This is a genomic window from Streptomyces venezuelae (assembly GCF_008642355.1).
Lineage (GTDB): Bacteria > Actinomycetota > Actinomycetes > Streptomycetales > Streptomycetaceae > Streptomyces > Streptomyces venezuelae_B.
Map to the genome: position 1 here is coordinate 4,673,916 of NZ_CP029193.1, position 20,050 is coordinate 4,693,965.

18 protein-coding genes are annotated in these 20,050 nt (G+C 72.9%); 7 read left to right on the plus strand and 11 right to left on the minus strand.

From position 1 onward, the window contains the following. The first annotated feature begins 490 nt into the window (after window positions 1-490). Window positions 491-1,156: a TetR/AcrR family transcriptional regulator gene (locus DEJ47_RS21710; protein ID WP_150175779.1), complete on the plus strand. Its 666-nt coding sequence runs from the start codon at window positions 491-493 to the stop codon at window positions 1,154-1,156. On the opposite strand, the gene DEJ47_RS21715 is transcribed toward DEJ47_RS21710, so the two are convergent. Both DEJ47_RS21715 and DEJ47_RS21720 read right to left on the minus strand, forming a co-directional pair. Then, the gene (locus tag DEJ47_RS21715; protein WP_150170800.1) at window positions 1,086-1,973 is read right to left on the minus strand and encodes a MaoC/PaaZ C-terminal domain-containing protein; all 888 of its coding nucleotides are present in this window, start codon (window positions 1,971-1,973) and stop codon (window positions 1,086-1,088) included. The two genes, DEJ47_RS21710 and DEJ47_RS21715, sit on opposite strands and share 71 nt — an antisense overlap. A gap of 263 nt (window positions 1,974-2,236) precedes the next feature. Next, window positions 2,237-3,553 carry a 3-oxoacyl-ACP reductase gene (locus tag DEJ47_RS21720; RefSeq protein WP_150170801.1) on the minus strand — a complete coding sequence of 439 codons (1,317 nt, stop codon included), beginning with the start codon at window positions 3,551-3,553 and terminating at the stop codon, window positions 2,237-2,239. Window positions 3,554-3,625: 72 nt separating this feature from the next. On the opposite strand from DEJ47_RS21720, the gene DEJ47_RS21725 reads away from it, so the two are divergent. Together DEJ47_RS21725 and DEJ47_RS21730 are read left to right on the plus strand one after the other, a co-directional pair. Continuing rightward, window positions 3,626-4,909, plus strand: coding sequence for an acetyl-CoA C-acetyltransferase (locus DEJ47_RS21725; protein ID WP_150170803.1), 1,284 nt, complete (start codon window positions 3,626-3,628; stop codon window positions 4,907-4,909). Between the two features lie 107 nt (window positions 4,910-5,016). After that, complete coding sequence (locus tag DEJ47_RS21730; protein WP_317850829.1) at window positions 5,017-6,558, plus strand: alpha/beta hydrolase; 1,542 nt, start codon at window positions 5,017-5,019, stop codon at window positions 6,556-6,558. Between the two features lie 16 nt (window positions 6,559-6,574). Here DEJ47_RS21730 and DEJ47_RS21735 read toward each other — a convergent pair whose 3' ends face one another. The 8 genes from DEJ47_RS21735 to DEJ47_RS21770 form a co-directional block, all read right to left on the minus strand. Continuing rightward, window positions 6,575-7,615, minus strand: coding sequence for a transaldolase family protein (locus DEJ47_RS21735; RefSeq protein ID WP_150170805.1), 1,041 nt, complete (start codon window positions 7,613-7,615; stop codon window positions 6,575-6,577). Window positions 7,616-7,691: 76 nt separating this feature from the next. After that, window positions 7,692-8,702: a ketoacyl-ACP synthase III family protein gene (locus tag DEJ47_RS21740; protein WP_150170807.1), complete on the minus strand. Its 1,011-nt coding sequence runs from the start codon at window positions 8,700-8,702 to the stop codon at window positions 7,692-7,694. 34 nt (window positions 8,703-8,736) lie between these two features. Continuing rightward, window positions 8,737-9,843, minus strand: coding sequence for a VOC family protein (locus DEJ47_RS21745; RefSeq protein WP_150170809.1), 1,107 nt, complete (start codon window positions 9,841-9,843; stop codon window positions 8,737-8,739). 34 nt (window positions 9,844-9,877) lie between these two features. Then, entirely contained in the window at window positions 9,878-10,663 is a 786-nt protein-coding gene (locus tag DEJ47_RS21750; RefSeq protein WP_150170811.1) for an SDR family oxidoreductase, read from the minus strand. 93 nt (window positions 10,664-10,756) lie between these two features. Next, the gene (locus DEJ47_RS21755; RefSeq protein WP_202457088.1) at window positions 10,757-11,854 is read right to left on the minus strand and encodes a zinc-dependent alcohol dehydrogenase; all 1,098 of its coding nucleotides are present in this window, start codon (window positions 11,852-11,854) and stop codon (window positions 10,757-10,759) included. Window positions 11,855-11,870: 16 nt separating this feature from the next. Next, window positions 11,871-12,299, minus strand: a complete 429-nt coding sequence (locus DEJ47_RS21760) for a hypothetical protein (RefSeq protein ID WP_223828441.1) — start codon at window positions 12,297-12,299, stop codon at window positions 11,871-11,873. After that, the gene (locus DEJ47_RS21765) at window positions 12,296-13,102 is read right to left on the minus strand and encodes a cupin domain-containing protein (protein ID WP_150170813.1); all 807 of its coding nucleotides are present in this window, start codon (window positions 13,100-13,102) and stop codon (window positions 12,296-12,298) included. The genes DEJ47_RS21760 and DEJ47_RS21765 overlap by 4 nt, the downstream gene beginning before the upstream one ends. Next, window positions 13,095-14,405 (minus strand): sedoheptulose 7-phosphate cyclase, encoded by a 1,311-nt coding sequence (locus DEJ47_RS21770; protein WP_150170815.1) that lies wholly within the window; start codon window positions 14,403-14,405, stop codon window positions 13,095-13,097. Before DEJ47_RS21770 ends, DEJ47_RS21765 begins: the two co-directional genes overlap by 8 nt. Window positions 14,406-14,648: 243 nt before the next feature. Between DEJ47_RS21770 and DEJ47_RS21775 the strand changes: the two genes are divergently transcribed. The 4 genes from DEJ47_RS21775 (at window position 14,649) to DEJ47_RS21790 (ending at window position 19,472) form a co-directional block, all read left to right on the plus strand. After that, window positions 14,649-15,512, plus strand: coding sequence for an NADP-dependent oxidoreductase (locus DEJ47_RS21775; RefSeq protein ID WP_223828442.1), 864 nt, complete (start codon window positions 14,649-14,651; stop codon window positions 15,510-15,512). A gap of 82 nt (window positions 15,513-15,594) precedes the next feature. Beyond that, window positions 15,595-16,833, plus strand: a complete 1,239-nt coding sequence (locus DEJ47_RS21780) for an MFS transporter (RefSeq protein ID WP_150170819.1) — start codon at window positions 15,595-15,597, stop codon at window positions 16,831-16,833. 76 nt (window positions 16,834-16,909) lie between these two features. Then, window positions 16,910-18,550: an FAD-binding oxidoreductase gene (locus tag DEJ47_RS21785; protein ID WP_150170821.1), complete on the plus strand. Its 1,641-nt coding sequence runs from the start codon at window positions 16,910-16,912 to the stop codon at window positions 18,548-18,550. Window positions 18,551-18,656: 106 nt separating this feature from the next. After that, window positions 18,657-19,472, plus strand: coding sequence for an alpha/beta fold hydrolase (locus DEJ47_RS21790; protein WP_150170823.1), 816 nt, complete (start codon window positions 18,657-18,659; stop codon window positions 19,470-19,472). Between the two features lie 85 nt (window positions 19,473-19,557). Here DEJ47_RS21790 and DEJ47_RS21795 read toward each other — a convergent pair whose 3' ends face one another. After that, window positions 19,558-20,007, minus strand: coding sequence for a MarR family transcriptional regulator (locus DEJ47_RS21795; protein WP_150170826.1), 450 nt, complete (start codon window positions 20,005-20,007; stop codon window positions 19,558-19,560). Window positions 20,008-20,050 lie beyond the last annotated feature (43 nt).

A 20,050-nucleotide genomic window follows, 5' to 3' on the forward strand; every position in this document is an offset into this window, starting at 1 on the left:
TTCCGGAGTGGGGTTCTTTCGTTGAGAAGCCCGGCGACAAGGCGAGCCAGTTCATCCACGACCCGGAGATCCGGGGCCGTGTCCGAGAGCTGGGAGGGTGAGTCCGCGGCTGTGGTCGACTGCGGCAGCCTCGTCGTCCTGACGGGCGGGCTTTCCGGGCAGCACGCACAGGACGTCCTGTATTCCTTTCTGCTCGCTCAGCCGGTGGCCGAGGGAACTCTTCGAGCAGCATATGAACGAGGACGTGCACGGGCCGCTCCGGGACGAGACCGCGGAGAAGCTCGGGGAGAGAGTGGAGGTGCTGATCGCCCCGGTGGGCGGTTGAGCGGCTTGGGCGGCCGCGGTTCCGGTAATCGTGACCCGGTCCCCGTTGACCGTACGCTGACGTGTGAACGGACAGCGTGGGAAGGCGGGGGCCGGGGTGGGCGAGAAGCGGCGGCAGAAGCGGCCGGGGCAGCCGAAGCAGGTGGGGCAGCCGAAGCAGACGAGGATGCCTCGGGCCGTGCGTGAGCAGCAGATGCTGGACGCGGCGGTGCGGACGTTCGGGCAGCGGGGGTACCGGGCCGCGTCCATGGACGAGATCGCGGAGCTCGCCGGTGTCTCCAAGCCGCTCGTGTACTTGTACCTGAACTCCAAGGAACAGCTCTTCAGCGCGTGCATCCGCCGGGAGGCGGCGGCGTTGGTCGCGGCGGTGCGGGGAGCCGCGGGCGGGACCTCGGTGCCCCCGGTGCCGGCCGACCGGCAACTGTGGGACGGGCTCACCGCGTTCTTCACGCACACGGCCGAGCGGCCCGACGGGTGGGCCGTGCTGCACAGTCAGGCGCGAACACAGGGGGAGCCGTTCGCTGCGGAGGTCGCCGCGATGCGCGAGGAGATCGTCTCGTTCGTCACGACGCTCATCGCGGAGGCGGCACGGTCCGCCCACGGTGACCCGTCCCTGCCCGAGCGGGAGGTCGCCGGACTCGCGCAGGCGTTGGTGGGGGCGGCGGAGTCGTTGGCGGGCTGGGCCAATGTGGAGGACTCCGTCTCCGCGAAGGAGGCGGCGGCGACGCTCATGAACTTCGCGTGGGCGGGGCTCGGGGGACTCATGGAAGGACGTCGCTGGGTACCGTCCCCCGTCCCGGCGCCGCTCCCGGTTCCGTCGTCGTCCCTGTGAGATGCAGTCTGCCCTCCGGGCCGCGGAGTTCGAAGGTGTGCGGGGTGGGGGTGGAGTAGGTCACGGTGGAGGGGAGGGGGACAGGGGCCTTGAACTCTATGCGGGTGTGGGTGGGGGTGTGGCTCGGGGTTCGTTGGTCTTCCCGTTCCGCCAGGCAGCGGGCCGCGGTCCACATGCCGTGGGCGATCGCTCGGGGGAAGCCGAAGGGGCGGGCGGTGAGGGCGTGCAGGTGGATGGGGTTGCGGTCACCGCTGACGGCGGCGTAGCGCCGACCGAGACCGGCGGGTAGCTGCCACGGTTCGCTGTGGGTGTGGGTGCGGGTGCGGGCGTGGTCCGGCGCTGAGGCCGGGGTGGTGGTCGGTGCCGTCTTGTGGCGGGCCAGGTAGGTGCTGCGGGACTCCCAGAGCAGCTCGCCGTCGGCGGAGGCGGCCTCGGTGAGGAGGGTGGCCTCGGTGCCGCGGCGGTGGGGGGTGAGGGCGGTGGTGCGGACGGTGAGGTGGAGTGCGTCGGTGGGCCTGATCGGCCGGTGCCGGTCGATCTCGATGCTGGTGTGCACGAGGCCGAGCAGGGGGAGCGGGAAGTCCGGTGCGGTCATGAGCCGCATGCTGAGCGGGAACGCGAGGACGTGGGGGTAGGTGGGTGGCAGGACGCCGCCTGGGCTCGCCTCGAACCCGCAGACGCGCCGGTAGGCGGCGAGGTGGGCGGGGTCCGGGGTGCGGGTGGTGGTGAGCCGGGTTGTCGGTGCCGGGGTGGACGGGTCGACGGGGTGGGGACGGGGTCGCCTGAGGACGGCTCGGAGGAGGGCCAGGGCGGTCATTGCGTCCTTCCGGTGGTGGCGGAGCATTTGGGCTCCGCCTGCGGGTCGGCGGGGGCGGGGGCGCCTTGGGTTCGTCTGCGGGGCGGGGCCGCGGGGTGTGTACGTACTCGCCATCCCTGCGCCGCGTGGAATGTTCCTTGCCGCCTTCGTGTGCTCGGTGCTCCGTGCGCACATACCCCCACGTCCCCTCGCGCGCGCTTGCGCCCGCGGCCCGGTGGAGGTGGGGGGCGCTCCTGCCCGCGACGGCGTCGCAGGGGCAACGGTTACGCGCCGAGCACGCTTTGGGCGCACACCCGGACCGTCTGTGCGTTGAGGCTTCCCTGGGCCAGCCAGGACGTCGTCTCGGCGACGTCGACGGGAAGGCCCCCTTGCGCGAGGGAGTTCATGCGGCGGCCCGCCTCGCGGATGAGGAGGGGAACCGCCGCCGTCATCCTCGTCTCGATGAACCCCGGCGCCACCGCGTTGACCGTCACCCCGTGCTCCGCGAGCGCACGGGGCCCCAGCGACCGTACGAGTCCGATGACGCCCGCCTTGCTCGCCGCGTAGTTCGTCTGGCCCGCGTTGCCCGCGATGCCGGCGATGGACGCCGTGGCGACGACGCTGCCGCCGCGTCGGATCGTGCCGGTCTTGAGGAGCGTGTCGGTGACGGTGAGGACGGAGGTGAGGTTGACGTCGATGACCGACGTCCAGCGGTCCCGCTCCATGTTGGCCAGTTTGCGGTCCCGCGTGATGCCCGCGTTGTGGACGAGGATGTCGAGGCCGTCGGGCAGTGCCGCGGCGATCCGCTCGCCCGCGTCGGGCGCCGTGATGTCGAGGGGCAGTGCCGTGCCGCCGTCGAGGCGGTCGGCCAGGCGGGCCAGGTCCGGCCGGGCGGACGGTACGTCGAGGAGCGTGACCCGGGCGCCGTCGCGGGTGAGGACCTCCGCGGCCGCCGCGCCGATGCCGCGCGCCGCACCCGTGACGAGCGCGGTGCGGCCGGCGAGGGGGCGGTCCCGGTCGGCGGGCGCGGCCACCGTCTCGGTGGGGCCGGTCTCGATGACCTGGCCGGTGACGTACGCCGACTTGGGGGAGAGCAGGAAGCGGAGCGTCGACTCGGCGGTGGCTATCGGGCCGCTGACGCGGACGAGGTTGGCGGTGCGGCCGCGGCCGAGTTCCTTCGCGAGGGAACGTACGAACCCGTCCAGGGCCTGCTGCGCCGCGGCCTGATGGTGGTCCGCGGGGTCGGGCGGGGAGCCGAGGAGCACGACGCGGCCGTTGTCGGCCACGTCGCGGACGACGGGGTGCAGTGCCGCGTACACCTCGGTGAGTGTGCGCGTGTCCGTGACGGCCGTGGCGTCGACGACAACTCCCGTGGGGCGGGCGGAGGTTGTCGTGACGGTCAGCGACGTCGGCGTCAGCAGGGTGGCGAGGTCCGGAGTGTAGGGGGAGGCGGGGGAGAGGGGGAGGAGCAGCAAGTCGCCGGTCAGGGAGGGGTGTTCCGGGGCCCAGCGGCGCAGTTCCGTGGGGCGGGGCAGGCCCAGGCGGCGGGTGAGGAAGCGGCCGGGTCCGGTGGCGGTGAAGGTCAGGTAGCGGTCGGCCATTGTCCAACTCCCAGCTCGGTCGTAAATTTACTTCTGAGTAAGGTTACTCAAGGGTCAGGAGCTGGTCGAGACATGAGTCTTCCCTCTGTGCGCCGCGTCGCCGTCCTCGGAGGCACCCGCATTCCGTTCGCCCGCTCCGACGGGCCGTACGCCACCTCGTCCAATCAGGACATGCTGACCGCCGTCGTCGACGGACTGGTCGAGCGGTACGGCCTTCAAGGGGAGGGGGCCGTCGGTGAGTTCGTGGCGGGGGCCGTGCTCAAGCACAGCCGGGACTTCAACCTCGCCAGGGAGGTCGTCCTCGGATCCGCCCTGGACTCCCGTACGCCCGCCTACGACCTGCAACAGGCCTGCGGAACCGGGCTGCAGGCCGTCGTCGCCGTCGCCAACAAGGTCATGCTCGGACAGGTCGAGTCCGGCATCGCCGGCGGCTCCGACACGGCGAGCGACGCGCCGCTCGGCGTCAACGACGAGCTGCGGCGGGTGCTGCTCGCGGCCCGGCGCGCCACGTCCCTGGGCGGGCGGCTCCGGGCCCTCGGCGGCGTACGGCCGCGGCACCTCGTGCCCGACATCCCGCGCAACGCCGAGCCGCGGACCGGGCTCTCCATGGGCGAACACGCCGCCGTGACCGCGCGGAAGCGGGGGATCACGCGGGCGGCGCAGGACGAGCTCGCCGCGGCCAGTCACCAGCGGCTCGCGGCGGCGTACGAGCGGGGGTTCATGGACGATCTCGTCGTGCCGTACGCGGGGCTCACCCGGGACCAGAATCTGCGGCCCGGGTCCACCGTGGAGCGACTGGGCCGGTTGAAGCCCGTGTTCGGGGTCGCGGGCGGTGGGGCCACCATGACCGCCGGGAACTCCACTCCGCTGACGGACGGCGCGGCCGTCGTGCTGCTGGGGAGCGACGAGTGGGCCGCCGGGCGGGGGCTCGAACCGATGGCGCATCTCGTCGCCTGCGAGACCGCGGCGGTGGATTTCGTGCACGGAGACGTCGCCGGGGGCGAGGACGGGCTGCTGATGGCTCCCGCGTACGCCGTGCCCCGCATGCTGGAGCGCGCCGGGCTCGGTCTTGACGACTTCGACTTCGTGGAGGTGCATGAGGCCTTCGCCTCGCAGGTGCTCGCCACCCTCGCCGCCTGGGAGAAGCGGGGGCTCGGCACGGTGGACCGGGAGCGGCTGAACGTCGCCGGGTCCTCGCTCGCGACCGGGCACCCCTTCGCCGCCACCGGTGCGCGGATCGTCGCCACGCTGGCCAAGCTCCTCGCCGAGCGGGGACGGCCCGGGCGCGGGCTCATCTCCATCTGCGCGGCGGGCGGGCAGGGGGTGACCGCGATCCTGGAGCGGCAGGAGGCGTGACGCTGGGTGAAGGCCGTCACGGAGGGTGAGCCAGGGCCTGCGCCGAACGGGCGAGGGGCGTGGGGCGCGTTTAGGGTGAGCCGAGGGGCACACCCTGGGAGGTTGCCGTGCGCGGAGCTTGTGCAGTCGCCGGCGTCACCGTGCTGGTCGTCGTGGGAGCGGGCATGGCCGCCGCCGACGACGACGACAGCGGGCGGCCCGATCTGGCGCGCTACTACACGCAGAAGATCAAATGGGGCACCTGCAAGGGCGACACCGAAGCCATGGCGGAGGCCACGGGCGGCGCCGAGGACGTCCGGTGCGGGCACGTGAGCGTGCCGCTCGACTACGCGGACCCCGACGCGGGCGACGTCGACGTCGCGATGATCCGGATGAAGTCCAGCGCGAGCGGCAAGCCGCGCGGCTCCCTGCTGCTGAACTTCGGCGGGCCCGGCGGACCCGGCGTCTCCGCGCTCGCCGGGGCCCAGAAGGACTTCGGCTTCCTCAGCAAGGACTACGACGTCGTCTCCTTCGACCCGCGCGGTGTCGGCCTGAGCGAACCGGTCAGCTGCGGCGACGCCGACCGGAGCACGGATCCCTCGTCCGGCGGAACGGGCGACGCGGCCGCCGTGCTCGCGGAGATGCGCAAGGTCGCCGCGGAGTGCGCGAAGAAGTCGGGGCCGGTCCTGCCGCACATGGGGACCGTCAACGTCTCCCGCGACCTCGACGTCATGCGTCAGGCCCTCGGCGACAAGAAGCTCAACTACCTGGGGTTCTCGTACGGCACACGGCTCGGAGCCGTGTACGCCGCGCAGTTCCCGAAGAACGTCGGGCGGATGGTCCTCGACGGCGTCGACACGCTCACCGAACCCGTCGCCGAGCAGTCCCTCGTGACCGCCGAGGGCCGCCAGACCGCCCTCGACAACTTCCTCACCTGGTGCACGGGCAACGCGGGCTGCGTCTTCGGCACGGACTCGCGCAGCGCCCGCAAGGCCATCGTCCGGCTCATCGAGGACATGGACCAGATGCCGCTGCGCTCCACGGACGGCGCCGAGTTCACCGGGCAGGACGTCGTCGGCGTACTCGGCCAGGCCCTGTACAGCAGGCAGGCGTGGCCCGCGCTCTCGCAGGCGCTGGGAGCGCTGCTCGCCGACGGCGACCCCCGGGCGCTGATCCGGATGAGCGGGGGGCTCGGGCACCGGCCGACGGGGCAGGATGTGCCCGCCGACAACATGGCCGCCGCTCTCATGGGCGTGAACTGCGCCGACGACCCCGACCGGCCCGACGCCGCACACATAGAGAAGGAAGTCGGCAGGCTGCAGAAGCAGTTCGACGACGCGTCACCCGTCTTCGGCAAGTCCATGCTGATGCCCGTCCTGCTGTGCTTCGGGCGGCCCCCCGGGACGCGGTACATCCGGGACGACGTACGTGACGTGAAGACGCCCGAGCTGCTGCTCGTCGGCACGCGCGGCGACCCGGCGACGCCCTACCGGTGGACGGAGGAGACCGCGCGCCGACTCGGCCCGCAGGCCGTCGTCCTCGACAACAAGGGCGACGGGCACACCGGTTACCTGGGCTCCACGTGCGTGCAGGACAAGGTGAACGGGTTCCTGCTGTACGGGGAGACGCCCAAGAACGGGGAGTCCTGCGCGGCCGATGACGCCGGGTGAGGTGACCGTCGGCGGGTCAGGCCGGGGTCAGCCGTCTGTGGGGCTGGTGCGGCTGGTGCGGCGCTCTGAGCGGGCGGGTGGTCGCGTGCGGTCGGTCCTCGCGGGGTGCCGCCATCTCCGTGGGCTTCTCCGGCGTCTGCGTCACCGACTCCACCGAGATGCCGAACCAGTTCAGGTACGCCAGCGTCCGTTCCGCGTCGGCATAGTGCCGCCACACCCGGTCGCCGCTCACCGTGCCCGCCTCCGCGAGCGCCCGCGCCGCGGCCGGGCGCATCGCCGTCGCCGTGCCCCGGGTCACCAGCTCCTGTACGCAGTGCGCCGAGCGGTACGGGGAGGCGCCGCCCGTCACCCACAGCAGCTTCGGCTCCGGGGTGCCCGCGGCCGCGAGCGCACCCCAGCGCGCGGAGGAGAACGTCATCTCGTGCGTACGGTGCGCCAGGCGGGCGCACGCCAGACCGGCACGGCCGCGGAGCGCCTTGGCCTCGTCGGAGCCGATGAGGTCCAGGCGGGCGTCCACATGGCGCTCGACGCCGGTCACGTCGAAGGAGAGGAAGGAGGCCGTGCGGGTCGGCCCGTCCGGCGTGGACAGCGCCGCCAGGAGGGCCGTGGCCGCTTCACCGTAGCGGCGCGGGGAGCACACCCCGGACACCTCCACGGCCACGCCCAGCGCGAACAGGGCCCGCAGGGTCGCCGTGTCGGCAGCCTCCGCGGGGACGCGCACGACGAGGTTGGGGCGGTCGATCTCGTCGCGCAGGGCACGGGCCCGCGCCGCCCAGGCGTCGGCGCCGTCCGCCGGGCCCGCCGGGAGGGGGACGGAAACGAAGCCCTTCGTTCCGCCGCTCGCCCGGTGGCGGGGGAGGAGCTGGTCGCAGACCCGCCCGATCTCGGCGGCGTGGCCGGCCGCGGGGTCGCCCTGCGGGGCACCCATGCGGGCCCCGGCCACCTCGCCCTGCGCGAGGGCGCGGCGGACCTCGCGCGCCGCGCCCCCGGCGGCGGCCGACACGTCGATCCACACGTCGACGCCCTCGGCCCGCAATCGCTTCCAGGCGTGATTCATCGCCCCCACCCTCTCCCCGTCTCTCTCGTGTCTCTCGCGTCGAATGTCGTCACATGCCGCACGTGTGTCACCGGAGTCAGCTCCGCTCCAGGACCGCGCAGGTCCAGCTGAAGCCCGCGCCCACCCCCACGAGCAGCACCCGGTCGCCGCTCCGCAGCGTGTCGTCCTCCAGGAGCTTCGCCAGGCCCGCCGCCTGGTCTCCCGCGCCCAAGTGGCCGACCGTCAGGCCGAATTCCTGGAGCGTCACCTCGGCCTGGATGCCGAGCGGGGCCAGGCACTGGAGGCGGGAGAGGCGGGCGCCGAAGAACGGGACGACCACAGCCGTCATCTCGTGGATGTCCGCCTCCGCCTCCGCGAGGCACGTCTTGACGGCGGACACCATGCCCGTCTCGTTGCGCGTCGTGATCTCCTCATGGGAGCGCCCGCGCAGGAACCCCTTCTTGCGCGCCACCAGGTCGAGCGGGCCCGTCCCGCTGCCGCTCGGCAGGAACGGCTCGTCGCCCCGGTGCAGGCCTTCCAGCATCGGCTGCGAGTACGACGACGTGGCGACCAGTCGCAGCGCGCCCGGCGTGCGGGACAGGACGACGGCCGTCCCCGCGTCGCCGAACGCGAGGCCACGGTCGGTGCTCCAGCGGGGGAACGCCGGGTCCGCGAACCGGTCGCCCGTGGTGACCAGCGCCGCCCGCGTCGCGGGGATCGCGGTGAGCCGGGCCGCCGCGTTCTCCAGGGCGCTCATCCCGCCGTTGGACATCTGCCGCAGCTCGTACGCCACACAGTCGCCGTGGCCGAGCACCCGGTCCTGGACGTACGCGGCCGTGTTCCAGAACTCCAGGCCCTGGTACCAGCAGTCCGCGTGGATGAGCAGCCCCACGTCCTGCGCGTCCCTGCCGCTGCGCGCGAGCGCCGTGCGGCCCGCGGCGACGGCGAGCTCGGGCCCGCTGCGCCCGTCGCTCACCGACACGGAGCGCTGCTCGCTCCGCTCGACCTCCTCGGCGGGCAGCAGACCGAGGTCCACCGCCTCCTGACCGGTCTGCGGCTCCCCGAACTCGGCGGCCGCGCTCTCCACGTAGATGTCGCTCCAGCGCATTCCCCCACCCCTCTCTGTCGCTCGTGCGCCGCGGTCAGCGGTTGGTCCACCGCGGGCTCGGGCCGAACCTGCGGGCCGCGGTGTACTGCTCGTACGGCATGCCGGGCGGCATGTTGAGCACCTCCAGCTGGAATCCGCCGACGCCGCGGAAGTAGACCCAGCGGTCGCCGTGGATCGGGCCGCCGTCCTCGATGAGCTGCGGCTCGCCGAGCACCTCGGCGCCGTCCGTCGCCGCGAGCCACGCGGCGGCCCGCTCCACGTCGTCGACGAAGAACGCCAGGTGGTGGCCGCCCACATCGCTGTTGCGGGGGCGTTCCGTGCGGCGGCCCTCGATCTCGTGGCTGCTGAGCTCGACGGTGGTGACCGGGCCGAGGCGGATCGCCGCGGTGTCCTTGCGGAAGGGGGCCTGGACCGCGTACTGGCGGCGGGCCGTCCGCGCGTCCACCGATTCGGTGGTGCGGTAGGCGAGTTCGCCGCCCATCGGGCCCGTGAAGAAGGCGACGGCCTCGTCCAGGTCGGCCACCGAGTAGCCGACGTGGCCGACGCCGAGGGCGCCGGGCAGGCCGCGCGGCCAGTCGCCCGCCGGGCGGTAGACGCGTGCCGCGGTCTCCTTCTCGTACGGCAACTCGGGGGCGAGCTCCCGGAGTTCCAGGCGCATGCCCCAGTCGGTGAGCAGGTGGATCCAGCGGTTGCCCGCCGTCGGGCCGCTCGGGACGGTCTGCGGCTCGCCCAGGACGCGGACGTGCGGGGACCGCTCGGCCTTGGCGAGCGCCACGTCCAGGTCGCTCACGTGGATGCCGATGTGGTGGCCGCCCACGTCCGTGAACTCGGGCGCCTGGGTGCGCTGTTCGGGCGCGGTGTACTGGAACAGCTCCAGGTTGCTGTCCGGGCCCAGCCGCAGCATCGCGATGTGCGTGCTGGCCCGCGGGTGGACGCCCAGCTGGCGGGCCATCCAGTCGCTGTCCGGCTCCTCGACCGGGCCGAGCCGGTAGAGGACGTCGGCACCGAGCACCGTGGTGCAGAAGTCCACGGCCGCGTCCAGGTCCGCGACGGTGTAGGCGTAGTGGTCGACGTTGCGGGCCGTGGGGATGGACAGGGTGTCCGCGTCGGCCCGGGATTTCGGCGGGGCGGTGGGTGACATGCTCTGCTCCAGGGTTGGGGGCGGGCGGCCGGGGTCAGACGGTGCCGGCGTGGGCGGCGTTGGCGACGGCCGCGGAGAGCGCCATGCCGCCGTCGACGAGGATCGACGTGCCGGTGGTGTAGGCGGCGGCGGGCGACGCCAGGTACGCGACGAGGGCGGCGACCTCGTCGGGGCGGCCGGGGCGGCCCGCGGGGATGGCGGGACGGGCGATGCGGGCGGCGTCCAGTCCCGCCGGCACGTTGTTCATCGGCGTCGCGGTCTCGCCGGGCGCCACGGCGTTGACGGTGATGCCGTGCGCGGCGAGGTCGAGCGCCATGGCCTTGGTGAGCGCGCCGAGTCCGCCCTTGGCGGCGCAGTAGGTGCTGCCCTCGCCGATCGGGATGTGCTCGTGGATGCTGGTGATGTTGACGATGCGGCCGCCGCGGCCCTGCGCGATCATGCGCTCGGCGGCGACCTGGCTGAGCCGGAACGGGCTGGTCAGGTTGACGTCGAGGATGCGCTGCCAGTCGTCGAGGGTCTCCTCGACGACGGAGGCACGCCGGTTCAGGCCCGCGTTGTTGACCAGGACGTCGATGCCGCCGAACGCGTCGACGCGGTCCCGCAGGGCGTCGCCCGCGGCGGCGGGGTCGGTCAGGTCGAGCCCGAGGGTCTCGGCGCGTACGCCGTGCCGCACGGCGAGCCCGTCGGCGATCTCCTTGGCGGCGTCCGCCTGCCGTCCGTAGCCGACGACGAGGTCGAAGCCGGTGGCGGCGAGCGCTTCGGCCACGGCGGCGCCGATGCCCGAGCTGGCGCCGGTGACGACGGCGATGGGGCGGTTCATACGGGTGTCCTTCCTGGTGGATTGTGGGGGGCCGGGAGCCCCTGACGCAGCCGGGGGAGGAAGCGTCAGGGGCGGTTGCCGGCCACGTCCCCTTCAGGGGCGGGGAGTCAGCGACAGGGCCACCTTGGGAGCGGCCCGACGCCCCCTCTCGAGGAGCTCGAACGCCTTGTCGACGTCGGCCAGCTCGAAGACGTCGGCGATCATGCCCTTCGCCGACAGGACGCCTTCGGAGAAGAGCCGCAGCGCCCGCTCGTAGTAGTCGAGCCCGTGCCGTACGCCGGTCATGGTGACGCCGCGCAGTACCAGCTCCGAGGCGTCGACGGCCGGCAGCGGGTCGTTGGGCACGCCGACCGCCGCGATCCGGCCGCCGACGTCGGCGACCCGCAGCGCTTCGAGGAGCGCCGGCACCGCGCCGGACGCCTCGATGACGACGTCGTAGTCGCCGTCACGCGCCTCACCGGGCAGGAAGGCGTGCTCCGCCCCCATGCGCAGTGCGGCGCCGATGCCCGCGTCGTCGATGCCGACCACGTCGACCGTGCCCGCGACGCGGCGCGCCATCTGCACGGCGAGCAGGCCCATCGTGCCGGTGCCGAAGACGAGGACGCGTTCGCCGGGGAAGACCCCGACCTTGTCCAGCGCCGCGAGCACCGTGACCGCGGGTTCCGCGAGGGCCGCCGCGAAGTCGTCGACGCCCGGCGGGACCTTCGTCAGGGACTGGGCGGGGAGCCTGATGAACTCCGCCGCCGCGCCCTGCTGCCCGTAGAGGCCGACCTCCTTGAGCTGCGAGCACTCGTTGCGGTGGCCGCGCTGGCAGGCCCGGCAGCCCCCGCAGGAGAGCATGGTCTGCCCGACGACGCGGTCGCCGATCTCCAGCTGCCGGGAGTACTGGCAGTTCCCGGCGATCGCCACCACACGCCCGACCCACTCGTGGCCGAACACGTGGGGCATGGTGGCCCTGCCGTCCCGCACGTAACTGGCCGTGCCGTGCAGGAGTTCGAGGTCCGTGCCGCAGATGCCGACCGTGGTGGGGGCGACCAGGACATAGCCGAGCTCGGGGCCCGGTATCTCCACCTCCACCTGGCCGACCTTGTTGACGTCCATGACCGCGGCGGCCTTCATGGAGCCGTTCGGCCAGCGGCCGCACAGGAGGTCGTCCGTGGGCGGCAGCACTTTTTCGTGGTGATCAGCCAACGTGTCTGCTCCTCAATCAGCGCCCGTCTTCGGTCGGCGGGCGGAAAATCGGGGTCTGCTCGCCCGTCGGCAGCTCCGGCACCCGCACGGGGAGCAGGGAGGCGACGTCGGCGGGCAGCACGCGTACGGCGAGGAGGTCGAGCCCCTCGGCCCCCGCGGTGACCGTCACCGCGGCGCGTGCCTCGACGAGCAGCGCGCCACCGGCGTCGAGCACGCGCCCGCCGGGGTCCGTGCCGGTCGAGACGTCCACCGACGCCGACCCGGCGACGGCGTACAGCGCGGCCTCGGTGCCATGGGCCGGCTCGTGCGCCCAGGAGGCGCCGGGGGAGAGGCGGATCTGCTCGAAGGACTCGCACTCGCTGTGCAACATGCCGCGGCGGGCCAGGCAGCGCCAGGTGCCGCTGGAGCCGCGCAGGGAGGGCGGGGCGGGTTCGCTGACGATCACCGGTCGGACCCCGGCGACGCGACGGCGACCTCGGCGTGGAAGAACTCCAGGCCGTTTCCGCGGTCCGCGCCGATGCGGGCGCGGGTGCCGAGCGGCAGCGTCACGGCCGTGCCCGGATTGAGCTCCGCGGTGTCGCTGCCGTTCTCGACCCAGCCGGTGCCGGAGAGCACGAACACCATGTGCTCGCGCCCCTCGGCCGCCAGCTCGACGGTGCCCGAGGCGTCGACCGTCTCCAGGGCGAGCGTGCGCAGCGGGCCCGTGAAGACACCCGCGGGGGAGATGGTGCGCTCGGCTCGTAGGTCGTGAAGGCGTGCGGTGGACACGGGGGGCTCCTCCTCGGAGGCGACGGGGGTGTGGGCGGGCGCGGTCGCGCCGAGCGCGTCGCTGAAGCGGGGCGACCGCATCTCGATGACGAGCCAGGCCAAGTCGCTGTCGCCCGTGTTGCGCAGGCCGTGGACGGTGCCGAGGCCGGTGAGGACCATCGAGCCCGGGGCGATCGGGTGGGCGGTGCCGTTCAGATAGATCTCGCCGGTCCCGGAGAGGATGAAGTAGACCTCCTCGGTCCGGGTGTGCAGGTGCTCGCCGCTGACGCCGCCCGGCGGGACGCACGCCCACTCGACGGCCTCCCAGCCGCCGCGCAGGTCCGCGCCGGACGCGAGGGCCTTCCACCGGGTCACGCCGGTGGTGCCGTGCACGCCGTGGATGTGGGCGGGGCCGCTGACGTCGCCGATGATCACGTCACCGCCGCCGTACGCGGAGAGGGTGTGCGCCTCGGGGGCCGGTGCGTAGGCGGTCTCAGACATGCTGCCCCTCCACGAGGTCGCGCCCGCGCCCGCGTCCCGCGACCCGCAACTCGGCGACCGCGTCCAGGAGTTCCCGCTCGGTGACGTCGTTGACGAAGGTGACGTCGCCGATGCCCACGGGGAGCGGCAGGCGCTGCTGGCCGTTGCGGTGGCGGACGGTGTCGAGCAGGGCGGCCGTCAGGAGTTCCGGCTGGTCGAGGAGGTCGTCCCAGGCGGGGAGTTCGAGGCCGTGCATCACGTCGTAGACGCGTCGTGCGTCCGCGTCGTCGATCAGGCCGCGGCGGCGGGCGAGTGCGGTGGTCAGCGCCATGTCGACGCAGACGGCCTCGCCGTGGAGCAGTGCGGGCAGGGCGCGCATCTCGACGGTGGGGCTGAAGGTGTGGCCGTAGTCGACCGAGCGCTCCAGCTTGGTCTCCCACAGGTTGGGCTGCAGCTCTTCGAGCATGCCCTGGATGGCGCGGTGCACGACCTCGCGGGCGGCGTCCTCGCCGGCCTCGCTCTCGCCCTGGAACTTCTCGTTCAGGAGCAGCGGTCCGTGGCTCTCCAGGACGTCGAAGAGGCGGGCGTCCTTGATCAGGGCGATCTTGAGGATCTCGGCCAGGCCGTTGCCGATGTGGCGGCGGTCGAGCGTGGCGAGGAAGGTGCGGTCCAGGAGGGTGAGGTCGGCGGGGAAGTAGGTGCCGAGCCGGTTCTTGTGGCCGTTGAAGTTGACGCCGGTCTTGGCGCCGACGCCCGCGTCGACCAGGCCGATGAGGGTGGTGGGGACGCGGATGAACGGGGTGCCGCGGCGGTAGAGGCTGCTGGCCAGGCCGACGATGTCCATGAGGACGCCGCCGCCGATGACGATGAGGGGCTCACGGCGCCGGTCCACGCCGAACGCGTCGAGTTCCTCGACGATGCGGGCCGCGGTCTCGAAGCTCTTGACGGTCTCGTCGGCGGGGACGACGCAGATGACGTGCTCGACGTCGTGGTAGTCGAAGTAGGCGCGGATACGGTTGCCGTGGAGCAGGTCGACGTCGGAGTCGAGCACGACGAACCGGCGCAGACGCTTGCCGGGGGCCGCGGCCGGTTCCAGGAGGTCCGTGCGCTCGAAGTCGAACAGGCCGTCGGCGACGCGCACTTCGTAGCTGACGGGCTTGGCGGTGCGGACGACCCACGAGTCGACGCGCTCGCTGTAGGCGTACAGCCCGGCGCCGTGCTGAGCCGCGACGGCTGCGTCACCGGCGGTGCCGGCCGCCCCGTACCCGACGGTCTGGACGCGCTCGCTGGGTCGGCCCAGAAGTGCCGAATTGTTCCCGGACACAAGTCACCTCAACTGGTTCGGAGTGAGCCTCTCGGTTGTGGAGAGCGGCTTAATCTATGCATTCTCAAGCAATCAACGGCAAGTGCGATCGGCCATTTTCTGGACTTGGCGAAGTAGGAGTGCGTAGCGCTCAGAGGTGGGAGCGGAGAACAGAACGACTGCTACGTTCTGCCGTAATCACATAACTCGCAGGAGGATCTACGTGCGTGCCAGCACCCTGCCCCGGTACGGGGGCTGCTGACCGTGGCCGAGCTGCCCCGCCCCACGCCGGGCCCGGGTCAGATCCTGGTCCGCGTCGCGGCGTCGGCCGTGAACCCGGTCGACCTGGAGGTCCGCTCGGGTTCGCATGCCGAGAACGTCGGCCACGGCTTCCCGATGGTCCTCGGCTGGGACCTCTCCGGCGTCGTCGAGGAGTGCGGCACCGGGGTGGACCGGTTCGCCGCGGGGGACCGGGTCGTCGCCATGTCGGCGCAGATGGCCACCGGCGTCGGCACCCACGCGCAGTACGTCGCGCTCGACGCGGACCTGGCCGCGAAGGCCCCCCGCACCGCCGAACTCCGGGACGCCGCAGCGCTGCCGCTCGCCGGGCTCACCGCCCACCAGGCGCTCGAAGCCCTCGCACCGCAGGACGGCGGCACCCTGCTCGTCACCGGTGCGACCGGCGCCGTCGGCGGGTTCGCCGTCCAGCTCGCCGTCGCCCGCGGCCTCAAGGTGCTCGCGTACGGGCGGCCCGGCGACGCCGACCGGCTGCACGCCCTCGGCGCCCACGAGGCGTACTCCGACGAGCGGCCCGTGCCGCCCGGCGCCGCCGACAGCCTCCTGGAGACGGCGGGACTGCCCGGCTCGATCGCCGGGGTGCGGGACGGCGGCAACGCCGTCTCCATCGTGCCGACGGCACCGCCCGTCGCGGAACGCGGCATCGACGTACGCATGTCGTTCGTGGAGCAGGACGGCGAGCGCCTCGCACAGCTCTCGGCCCTGGTGGACGAGGGCGTGCTCACCCTGCGGGTCGCGGAGACGTTCCCACTGGCCGAGGTGGGCGAGGCGCACCGGCGGCTCGCGGCGGGCGGCTCCCGCGGCAAGCTCCTGGTCTCTCCCTGGGACTGACCCGGCCCCGGCGCCCGTCGTGACGTGACCGCGCCCAGGTCCGTGCCCCGACCCGTTCCCCGACCCGTGCATTGGAACAGCCATGCCGTTTGCCCTCTTCCCCCTGATGCTCTGCGTCTTCAGCGTCGGCAGCGCGGAGCTGGTCGTCGCCGGTGTCCTGCCGGCCATCGCCGGTGACCTGGACGTCTCCCTGTCCGACGCGGGGCTGCTCGTGACGGCGTACGCGCTCGGCGTCGTGGTCCTCGGCCCGCTCGTCACCCTCGCCAGCAGCCGGGTGCCCCGCACCCCGCTGCTGCTCGGCCTGATGGGGCTGTTCACGGCGAGCAACGTGCTCGCCGCGCTGGCCCCCACGTACGCGGTCCTGATGACCGCCCGCGTGCTCTCGGCGATCACCCACTGCACGCTGTTCGCGGTCTGCATCGTCGTCGCGGGGTCGCTCGCGGAGAAGGGCAAGGAGGCCTCGGCCGTGTCGCGGGTCGCCGTCGGCCTCAACCTCGCCACCGTGCTCGGCGTGCCGCTCGGCGTCCTCCTGGAGGAGCACTTCGGCTGGCGCTCGGCGTTCTGGAGCATCGCCGGTCTCAGCCTGATCGCCCTCGCCCTGGTCGCCTGGCGGCCGCCCGCCGCGCCCGTGCCGGTCGCCGGTGAGTCCGGTGGCGTCGCCGCCGAGCTGCGGGTGCTGCGCAACCGCACCGTCCAGATCGCCATCCTGCTCACCGCGCTCGCCATGGCGGGCGTCTTCACCGCGTACACCTTCGTGAACCCGATCCTCACCTCGATGGGCGGGTTCGACGACTCGACGGTGAGCTGGCTGCTGCTGCTCGTCGGCTGCGGCTCCCTCATCGGCAACCTCATCGGCGGCAAGCTCGCCGACCGCGCGCTGATGCCCTCGCTCGTCGGCGTCCTCGCGGTGCTCGGCGCCGACCTCGCCCTGATGGCGCTCGGCGGCGAGGTGCCCTGGCTCCTGCTCGTCCTGCTCGTCGTCTTCGGTGCCGCCTACTTCGCCGTCATGCCGGGGCTGCAGGCACGCATCCTCAAGGGTGCGGGAGACGGCGCGCCCACCCTCGCCATCGCCATCAACATCGGCGCGTTCAACATCGGCATCGCCTTCGGCGCCTGGTTCGGCGGCCAACTCCTCGGCTGGGACCTCGGGTTGCGCGTCGTCATCGCCGCTTCGGCGCTCCTCTCCTGGCTCGCCATGTCCCTCGCCGCCAACGAGCTGCGGAAGGACCGGCGCGCCGAGCGGACCGCCGCCGTCCCCAGCCCTGTGGACCCCGCGCCCGTCCCGCGCGTTCCCGCCACGGCCGACGCCTCGACCGACTGAGGCAGGCCCCCGTCGTCCGAGGCCCCACCTGCCGCAGCAACCACCTGTGGCACCCGACTTCTCTGGAGTAGCACTGATGAGTGAGCTCACCCGGCGCAAGGTCCTGCGGCGTTCCGCGGTGGCGGGCGGCGTGGCCCTCGGCGCGACGGTCCCCGGTGCGGGCCTCGCGCAGGCCGCGCCCGTACGGGCCGCGTCCGTCCGCGCCGAGTCCGCCCCCGCCCCGTCGGCCGTCACCGTGCGCCCCGACGACGCCCGCTACCCGGAGCTGATCCGCGGCACCAACCAGCGCTGGGTCGGCAGCCCCGACTACGTCCGTCTGGTGACCAGCGCCGACCAGGTCGTCGACGCCGTCAAGGAGGCCGTCGCCGCGGGCAAGCGCGTCGCGGTGCGCAGCGGCGGCCACTGCTACGAGAACTTCACCACCAGCTCCGACATCAAGGTCGTCATCGACCTGTCGCAGCTCGCGTCGGTGACGTACGACGCCGGGCAGCGGGTCTTCGTCGTGGAGCCCGGCGCGTGGCTCTCCGACGTCTACAGCACCCTGTTCAAGCGCTGGGGCGTCACGCTGCCCGGTGGCTCCTGCCCGTCGGTGGCGGCCGGCGGCCACATCGTCGGCGGCGGCTACGGCGCCCTGTCCCGCCTGTTCGGGCTCACCGTCGACCACCTGCACGGCGTCGAGGTCGTGACGGTGGACAAGGACAAGACGGTGCGCAAGGTGGTCGCCACCCGCGACAGCACCGACGCCCGGCTGCGCGACCTGTGGTGGGCGCACACCGGAGGCGGCGGCGGCAACTTCGGCATCGTCACCAAGTACCTGCTCCGCACCCCGGGCGCCACCGGCTCCGACCCGGCGAAGCTCCTGCCCCGCCCGCCCGCCGAGCTCCTCACGTCCACCGTCACCTGGTCCTGGGACGGTCTGACGCAGACGGGCTTCAAGCGCCTGGTGAAGAACTTCGGCGACTGGTTCGTCGCCCACGGCGGCCCCGACGCCGCCCACCTCGACCTGTTCAGCCAGCTCAAGGCGGCCCACAGGGCGGCGGGCGCGATCACGATGGTGACGCAGCTCGACGCCACCCGCTCCGGTGCCGAGGCCGACCTGGACGCGTTCGTCGCCGCCGTCGGCGCGGGCGTGCCCGTCAAGCCTCAGGTCAGCACGCAGCGGCTGCCGTTCCTGCACGCCACCAAGTGGCCGGGGTTCGCGGGCGGCGACCCCACACTGCGCTTCGAGGACAAGTCCGCGTACATGCGGGCGGGCTTCCCCGACGACCAGCTGTCCGCCGCGTACCACCACCTGACCCGCACCGACTACACCAATCCGGCGGCGCTGCTGCTGATCGCGGGGTACGGCGGGCGCGTCAACGCCGTCGCGCCGGACGCGACCGCGGTGGCCCAGCGGGACTCGGTGATGAAGCTGCAGTACCTCGCTTTCTGGCAGGACGCCGCCGAGGACGAGCGGCACCTGGCGTGGGTCCGCGAGTTCTACCGGGACGTCTACGCCGCCTCCGGCGGTGTCCCCGTGCCGGGCCGCGTCAACGACGGCTGCTTCGTGAACTACGCGGACGTCGACCTCGGCGACCCGGCGCACAACACGTCGAAGACGCCGTGGCACGCCCTCTACTACAAGGACAACTACCCGCGCCTGCAGCGTGTGAAGGCCGCCTGGGACCCCCGCGGCATCCTGCGGCACGCCCAATCCGTCGAGCCCGCCGCCGACTGACCCCCTGATCTCCGCGGTCCCTCCCCGGGCCGCGGTGCCGCGCCGGCCACGACCGGCGCGGCTTCCCCCTCCCGCACGACAGCAACACGACGACAAGGAGAAAGCGATGCCTTTCGCTTCGACGCACGGCTCCAAGGTGGAGTACTTCGAGACCGGTACCGGCCCCGGCCTCGTCCTGGTCCACGGCACCGGCGGCGACGCGGGAACGTACGACCAGCTGCGCGACACCTTCAGTGACCGCCGCACCGTCGTCGTCCCCAACTACTCGGGCAGCGGCGCCACCGAGGACGAGGGCGGCCCCCTCACCCTGGACCTGCTCATCGCCCAGATCGACGCGGCCATCGAGGACAGCAGCGCCCAGGGACCCGTCGACCTGGTCGGCTGGTCGCAGGGCGCGCTCGCCGTCGCCGCCTACGCGGCCGTGCACCCGGAGAAGGTGCGCCGCCTCGTCCTGCTCACCGGCTGGATCAAGAACGACGCGCGCCAGCAGCTCTACTTCGACCTGTGGCACCGCCTCGACCAGCTCGACCACGAGACGTTCGGCCGGTTCCTCCAGCTGAACGGCTGGACCACGACGCAGGTCAATTCCTTCGGCGTCGCGGGCGTCGAGGAGATGGTCTCCGGCGGCATCCCCGCGGGCATCGGCCGGCAGATCGCGCTCAACCTGGAGCTCGACATCACCGAGCACCTGCCGAAGATCACCGCGCCGACCCTGGTCATCGGCGCCACGCACGACAACATGATCCCGGTCCAGCACTCCCGCGCGCTGCACGAGGCCATCAAGGGCAGCCGGTACGCCGAGCTGGACGCCGGTCACTTCGCGGTCTTCGAGAAGCCCGCCGAACTGGCCGAGCTGATCGGGGAGTTCCTCGCGGAGGAGGAGGCGGAGGACGAGGCGAAGGCCGGTACCGAGGCGGCCTGAGCCGCCTGCCGGACAGAGCCACGTCCGCACAGAGCCCGGTGGGGGCGGTGAGAGCCGCCCCGCCGGGCTCTGTCGTATGCCTCCGCTACCGGGCAGGAGGCGTCGGCGTGTGCCGGAGCCGGTTCACCAGGGACGCCGTCTCCGGTTCGAAGGACGCCATGTCGAGGGCGAGCGACAGCTCCTTGGCGAACGTGCCCTGCGCCTGGGCGACCAGCTTCTTGCCCTCGGGGGTGAGGTGGGCGAACATCACCCGCCGGTCCTCCTCGCCGACCGTGCGGGCGACCAGGTCCTCGTTCTCCAGGCGGGTGACGAGGCGGCTCATCGTGGACTGGCTCGACCCCACCGAGTCGGCGAGCTCCTGCATCCGCAGCGCGCCGCGCCCGAGGACCGAGAGGGCCGTGAACTCCGATGCCGTCACGCCGTGTTGGCGCTGGAGCTTCTTGTCGAGCGTCGTGCTCACCCCGTTCACCAGGAGCAGCAGCTGCCTCCACAGTTCGAGTTCGCCACTGAGCCTTCCGCGCGCGGCAGTCGCCATGCCGTCGTTCACCGTCCTGTTCTCGCCTGCGCCCGAACCCCGG

Bases quoted from the DNA above. Each gene is read 5' to 3' on its own strand.
- DEJ47_RS21765 (WP_150170813.1), bottom strand. From the start codon at position 13,102: ATGTCTGAGACCGCCTACGCACCGGCCCCCGAGGCGCACACCCTCTCC.
- DEJ47_RS21785 (WP_150170821.1), top strand. From the start codon at position 16,910: ATGAGTGAGCTCACCCGGCGCAAGGTCCTGCGGCGTTCCGCGGTGGCG.
- DEJ47_RS21735 (WP_150170805.1), bottom strand. From the start codon at position 7,615: ATGAATCACGCCTGGAAGCGATTGCGGGCCGAGGGCGTCGACGTGTGG.
- DEJ47_RS21725 (WP_150170803.1), top strand. From the start codon at position 3,626: ATGAGTCTTCCCTCTGTGCGCCGCGTCGCCGTCCTCGGAGGCACCCGC.
- DEJ47_RS21720 (WP_150170801.1), bottom strand. From the start codon at position 3,553: ATGGCCGACCGCTACCTGACCTTCACCGCCACCGGACCCGGCCGCTTC.
- DEJ47_RS21715 (WP_150170800.1), bottom strand. From the start codon at position 1,973: ATGACCGCCCTGGCCCTCCTCCGAGCCGTCCTCAGGCGACCCCGTCCC.
- DEJ47_RS21780 (WP_150170819.1), top strand. From the start codon at position 15,595: ATGCCGTTTGCCCTCTTCCCCCTGATGCTCTGCGTCTTCAGCGTCGGC.
- DEJ47_RS21790 (WP_150170823.1), top strand. From the start codon at position 18,657: ATGCCTTTCGCTTCGACGCACGGCTCCAAGGTGGAGTACTTCGAGACC.
- DEJ47_RS21795 (WP_150170826.1), bottom strand. From the start codon at position 20,007: ATGGCGACTGCCGCGCGCGGAAGGCTCAGTGGCGAACTCGAACTGTGG.
- DEJ47_RS21750 (WP_150170811.1), bottom strand. From the start codon at position 10,663: ATGAACCGCCCCATCGCCGTCGTCACCGGCGCCAGCTCGGGCATCGGC.
- DEJ47_RS21745 (WP_150170809.1), bottom strand. From the start codon at position 9,843: ATGTCACCCACCGCCCCGCCGAAATCCCGGGCCGACGCGGACACCCTG.
- DEJ47_RS21710 (WP_150175779.1), top strand. From the start codon at position 491: ATGCCTCGGGCCGTGCGTGAGCAGCAGATGCTGGACGCGGCGGTGCGG.
- DEJ47_RS21740 (WP_150170807.1), bottom strand. From the start codon at position 8,702: ATGCGCTGGAGCGACATCTACGTGGAGAGCGCGGCCGCCGAGTTCGGG.